Source organism: Candidatus Planktophila sp., assembly GCF_046070465.1.
Classification (GTDB): domain Bacteria; phylum Actinomycetota; class Actinomycetes; order Nanopelagicales; family Nanopelagicaceae; genus Planktophila.
On sequence record NZ_JBJTMK010000011.1, the window covers coordinates 1 to 4,985 of the forward strand.

A 4,985-nucleotide genomic window follows, 5' to 3' on the forward strand; every position below is an offset into this window, starting at 1 on the left:
GCCACTTCTGAATATCGAATCGGACCAGTCGCATCGATGATTGCCCTTGGGGTATTTGGCAGTGGGTTTGCTTACCTATGGAACTTTAAGGTCATGCAGATTGCAGGCAGTGCAATCGCAAGTAGCGTCACCTATCTCACTCCGGTTGTTGCCGTAATTGTGGGCATCATATTTCTGGGAGAGACAATTACCTGGAACGAACCGGTAGGTGCGCTCGTTGTTCTCTTGGGTGCAGCTATCGCCCAAGAGAGAATTCGAATTACTCGACCTTAAGGTCTTGGTGTAGGTGATCGGTTTCAACAATGCCGGATGAGTACCGCTCTTCGTAGCGACCAATCTTCCAGACTGCTACCGAGACGATCCAAGCCAGCACGAATGAGGCGACAATCCAGTAGCCAATACCGCCGAGATTAATCGATGCAATCAGCGTAAATGGCTGGTAATTATCGATGCTTGTCTTATCTGCCAGAACTCCTACAAGCTGGATAGTGCCGATGACTAGAGCAACAAAGATTGAAAGGCCTGTTGTGGTGATGTTGTAGTAAATCTTGCGTAGCGGCGATGTAAAGGCCCATGAGTAAGCCTTCGTCATAAAGATTCCATCCAATGCATCCATCATCGACATTCCTGCCGCAAAGATAATTGGCAGCGCAATGATTGCTAGTGGGGGAAGAGTGCCGCCTACTGCACCGACTGCCGTGGTTGCAGATAGCGCTAACAGGGCTACTTCAGTTGCAGTATCAAATCCAAGACCGAAGAGAACTCCCACTGGATAGAGCTGCCATGAATGATCAAAGCCCTTCTTAAAGAAGCCGCGGAAGATGCGCTTCATAATTCCGCGCTCATTGAGAAGTTCGTTGAGGTGCTCATGCGAGAACTGGCCACTCTTGGCTTTCTTCCAAACTTTTAATACTCCAACCAGGATGACGAGGTTGAGAATTCCAACGAGATACAAGAAGAAGCCAGATACAGATGCACCGATAATCGCACCAGTCTCTGCATAGTTCTTCTGAAATTTAATTGCAGCCTTTGCAGCAAAAGCGATTGCGATTGAAAGGCTGAGAACAATCGTTGAATGACCAAGTGAGAAGAAGAGTCCGACACCCAGAGGCTTCTTGCCCTTTGCCAACATGATGCGAGTTGAATCATCAATCGCAGAGATATGGTCAGCATCGAATGCGTGGCGAAGACCGAATGAATATGCCAGTGCGCCCGCACCTGCATAAATCAGTGCCCCTTTGCCATCGACTAATGAGTGGTACTTGGGATCAGAGTTGTAATGGATAAAGAGGCCCCACCCAAGAATGTGGAGAAAGACAACTGTTCCGAGCACGCCAAAGAGGGCCGGTAGCTCTTCACGGCTAAATTTGAGGTGTTCTTTCAAGCTGGCCTTTTGGCTCATCGGGTCTCTCCACCACTAGTTGCAAATCGTTTGCAAGTAGAAGGGTACGGGGTGAGGGGATTTACTGCCACTTGAGGATGGTCATTACTGCGGAAATATCCACCTCCTGCCCATTGTTAGGTCTAGAGTGCGCGGAAATAGGTGAAGGAGGGTGCCAGGTGAGTAACGATGATCATGACAATGGCGATGAAATCCTGACTGAAGAGATGCTCTGGGACCGAATCCCCGAGGTCAGCGGCGAAGAGCGTGCTGATACCTACTACGAACTGAGCGCCCGCATCTTTGCTCGCGGCCAGTATGACGAGGCCTTGGCGCTCGCTGAGACTGCCCGCGATATCTACTCCGAACTTGGTACAGGTGCATCCAGCGAAGGTTTGGCACAGGCCTATTCAGCTATTGGATACAACCTCAATCAACTCAAGCGTATGGATGAAGCGGCAACAGCAATGTCCAAAGCGGTCGAGCTCCTACGCGAGAACAAATCTCCAATAGCGCTGGAACTCGCATGCACCTTGGGCGAGTGGTGGTACTCCTCTAAGAATTACGAAAAAGTCATCGAGATTATGTACGAGTGTGCGCAAGAGCATCTCGTTGATGGCAACAACATTAGCGCAGCAAATGACATGCACTTAATCGGATGCGCACAGCGCGAACTTAAGAATTACAACGAAGCAATTATCTGTTTTCAGGAAGCCCGCGCGACTTTTAAAGCAGAGAGAGAAGTTCTCCATGTTGCTCGCTGCGATCAGAAAATCGCATCGTGCTACAACGAACTCGGTGATGGCGAGAAGGCACTCGATGCTGCGCGCAAAGCGATGGATGTATTTGAAACAGCTCACGACCATCGCCGTGAAACTTTTGCGCTCTACGAATACGGTCGTGCAGAGATTCTCTTGGGCAAGCTACAAGATGGACTCTCAACGCTAGAGGGCGTTCTTAATATCACTGCCGAAGATGATTCAAAAGACTTCGAATTCCTCATCGAAATCGAATCTAAAATGGCAGTGGTCATGCGCCAATTGGGACGTATCGAAGAGGCAGATGAAGTCGAACGACGCCTAGCGTCGGTGCGTGAAGTCCTTGATTAACCAGGTCGCTCCCAAGTAGATCGAACCCAGCAGTGCACCAAGGGCTGCCAACCATAAGACAGGCTGCTGTGGACCACTTGCCCAAAGGGCACCGCCCCATATACCGGCGCCTAGTACTGCAAAATTCATGCCTGCTTGATAGATACCTTGCGCCCTTCCGCGATGGGCAGACTCACTCAATTGCGCAATCCACGCTTTACCAACGCCATCTGTAAGAGCTGGGAAGATTCCATAGATCATTAGCGCGATGAGAGCAATTGATTTACTTGTTGTTAATCCGAGAGTTGCATAAGCAACGGCAAAAGCGATAAGTCCAATGGCGTAAACAATTTGAGGTGAAAATTTATCTGCGAGATAACCACCTGGGAATGCAAAGATAGCGGTCACTAGGCTGTACATGGCATAGGCAATAACTACGCTAGTAACCGAGAATTTAAGATCGTAGAGACGCAGCAACAGGAGCGCATCTGGAATGTTCGTCAGTTGTATCACCACCAGAACCCCAATCGCCCTCTTCAAAGGAGCGGGAATGGGGGTGATGTCGCTTTCTGATTTTTCTTCTCTCTCACTTTTTTGTTTGATGATATTTTCGCGTACAAAGATAGTTAATATTGCGGAGAGAGCCGCTGGAAACAATGCCCACATTGCAACAACACGAACATCATTATTAAGGAGCGAAAGTCCTAAGAGCGCAATCAAAGGACCAATAACCGCTCCTACATTGTCGCCTGTTCTATGAAAGCCGAATGCCTTTCCAAGATCCTCTCGAGGCACGGAATCATGGATGAGTGCATCTCTCGGAGCGCTGCGCATCCCTTTTCCAATACGATCGGTAATTCGACCTAGGAATACCGTGCCCCATGTTGTTCCAAAAACAACGAGTGCCTTGCCGAAACCTGCAATGGAATAGCCAGCTATCACAAATGGCTTTCGCCCTATGGAATCACTCTTATTTCCTGAATATAACTTGGTAAATCCGGCGGCAGCTTCGGCTGCACCTTCTATAAGACCAAGTACAAAAGGTGCGGCGCTAATAGCCCCGGCGGTAACGATGTAAGGCAGGAGTGGGTAGAGAAGTTCACTAGCAGCATCTTGAGCCAGTGACACCAAGGTGAGAATGAGGAGATTTCGACTAAGCCACCGTTTCATAATCAGCTTTTTCGGGGTAGGTGTTGCAGCGCCCAGTGATACATCGCGATCGCTGCTGCTGCTGAAGCATTCATAGATCGCGTAGATCCATACTGCTCGATTGCATATAAGACTTGGCAGACTTCAATTGCCTCATCCGACATGCCAGCGCCTTCTTGACCGAAGAGCAGAACGCAACTTTCTGGAACATCAGAACCTTCAAGGTTACGAGAAGTTGGCACATTGTCGATTCCGATGATGGGCAGCGAATTATCGGTACACCATTGTGCAAAATCAGCAACAGTTGGGTGGTGCAAGACTGTCAGATAGCGATCTGTGACCATCGCACCGCGCTTGTTCCAATCGCGCTTTCCGATGATGTGGACAGCGCTTACATTGAATGCATTTGCGGTACGAACAACTGAACCAATATTCAAATCATGTTGCCAATTCTCGATTGCAATCTGCAACTTATGACGTTTTGTATTGAGGTCGGCGACGATTGCCGGGACGGTCCAGTACCGATAATGATCAAGGACATTGCGACGGTCACCATTGGCCAATAGTTCAGGGTCGTATTGCTCTCCAGTAGGCCATGGTTGCGGGTGAGGACCAACGCCTACGACCGGGAAGAATTCACCGGGACCAATCTCTGCCGGTGTCTTAATTTCCATGGTGGCACTCTAAACTAGTGCGCATGACGACAGTATTTAACATCGCACTCGGTATCCATATTCTCAGCATCCTCGGAATCCTTGGACTGCTCTTGGCTCAGGCTAATAAGAGCTCACGCAAGCTCAGCGCTGGTGTAATCCATGCTGGTCTGACAGCACTTGTTGCAGGCATCGTGATGGTCGGCCTCTTTTCACAAGCAAATCCTGATGAAACGCTTAATCACACCAAGATCGGCGTCAAAACTCTCGTTCTTGCAGGCATCCTCTTCCTTGGCTACAAGAATGTGAAGAAGGATTCCTTGAAAACTTCAGTCTGGGCAACAATGCTTGGGCTCACAGTTCTCAATATCGTTATTGCGGTCGGCGTAAAGTAATTTTGTTGCGCAGCAGAATCTCACTACTCGCTTACCTGCTTGCAGGTTTACTTAGCATTTCTCCAGTAAGTGCAACTGCGGCAGATTCTCTTGCGATCAACTCTGCATTCTCACAACTGACTTCAATACCAACGATGGCAGATCCATCGGTAATTGTTCTCGATGAGGTAACAGGCGAAGTCGTGTATGAATCAAATGCAAATTCTCCACGCAAGCCAGCTTCAGTAATTAAGTTGGTATCTGCAGCTGCTGCCTATACCTATCTCGCTGCGACAGATAGCTTCACTACTTCTCTCTGGAGTGGCGTTGATGGAAAGTC

The 4,985-nt window shown here is 48.9% G+C and carries 7 protein-coding genes; 4 read left to right on the top strand and 3 right to left on the bottom strand.

Translation table 11 applies throughout. The features are described 5' to 3' along the window. The coding region (locus ACKOVI_RS00440) for an EamA family transporter (RefSeq protein ID WP_509601735.1) at positions 1-273 on the top strand (273 nt) is incomplete at its 5' end. Here ACKOVI_RS00440 and ACKOVI_RS00445 read toward each other — a convergent pair. Continuing rightward, on the bottom strand, positions 260-1,402 hold the full coding sequence (locus ACKOVI_RS00445; protein ID WP_509601737.1) for a HoxN/HupN/NixA family nickel/cobalt transporter: 1,143 nt from the start codon (positions 1,400-1,402) through the stop codon (positions 260-262). The genes ACKOVI_RS00440 and ACKOVI_RS00445 overlap by 14 nt on opposite strands. A 206-nt stretch (positions 1,403-1,608) precedes the next feature. On the opposite strand from ACKOVI_RS00445, the gene ACKOVI_RS00450 reads away from it, so the two are divergent. After that, positions 1,609-2,490 (top strand): tetratricopeptide repeat protein, encoded by an 882-nt coding sequence (locus ACKOVI_RS00450; protein WP_509601748.1) that lies wholly within the window; start codon positions 1,609-1,611, stop codon positions 2,488-2,490. On the opposite strand, the gene ACKOVI_RS00455 is transcribed toward ACKOVI_RS00450, so the two are convergent. Further along, positions 2,461-3,639 carry an MFS transporter gene (locus ACKOVI_RS00455; protein ID WP_509601739.1) on the bottom strand — a complete coding sequence of 393 codons (1,179 nt, stop codon included), beginning with the start codon at positions 3,637-3,639 and terminating at the stop codon, positions 2,461-2,463. The genes ACKOVI_RS00450 and ACKOVI_RS00455 overlap by 30 nt on opposite strands. A gap of 2 nt (positions 3,640-3,641) precedes the next feature. Next, complete coding sequence (locus tag ACKOVI_RS00460) at positions 3,642-4,292, bottom strand: TrmH family RNA methyltransferase (protein ID WP_509601741.1); 651 nt, start codon at positions 4,290-4,292, stop codon at positions 3,642-3,644. Between the two features lie 23 nt (positions 4,293-4,315). Here ACKOVI_RS00460 and ACKOVI_RS00465 point away from each other — a divergent pair, with 23 nt between their 5' ends. Beyond that, a complete protein-coding gene (locus ACKOVI_RS00465; protein WP_509601743.1) occupies positions 4,316-4,666 on the top strand; it encodes a hypothetical protein in 351 nt (116 codons plus the stop codon). 5 nt (positions 4,667-4,671) lie between these two features. Beyond that, on the top strand, positions 4,672-4,985 hold a 314-nt coding region (locus ACKOVI_RS00470), incomplete at its 3' end, for a D-alanyl-D-alanine carboxypeptidase (protein ID WP_509601746.1).

Bases quoted from the DNA above. Each gene is read 5' to 3' on its own strand.
- ACKOVI_RS00465 (WP_509601743.1), top strand. From the start codon at position 4,316: ATGACGACAGTATTTAACATCGCACTCGGTATCCATATTCTCAGCATC.
- ACKOVI_RS00450 (WP_509601748.1), top strand. From the start codon at position 1,609: ATGCTCTGGGACCGAATCCCCGAGGTCAGCGGCGAAGAGCGTGCTGAT.
- ACKOVI_RS00460 (WP_509601741.1), bottom strand. From the start codon at position 4,292: ATGGAAATTAAGACACCGGCAGAGATTGGTCCCGGTGAATTCTTCCCG.
- ACKOVI_RS00455 (WP_509601739.1), bottom strand. From the start codon at position 3,639: ATGAAACGGTGGCTTAGTCGAAATCTCCTCATTCTCACCTTGGTGTCA.
- ACKOVI_RS00445 (WP_509601737.1), bottom strand. From the start codon at position 1,402: ATGAGCCAAAAGGCCAGCTTGAAAGAACACCTCAAATTTAGCCGTGAA.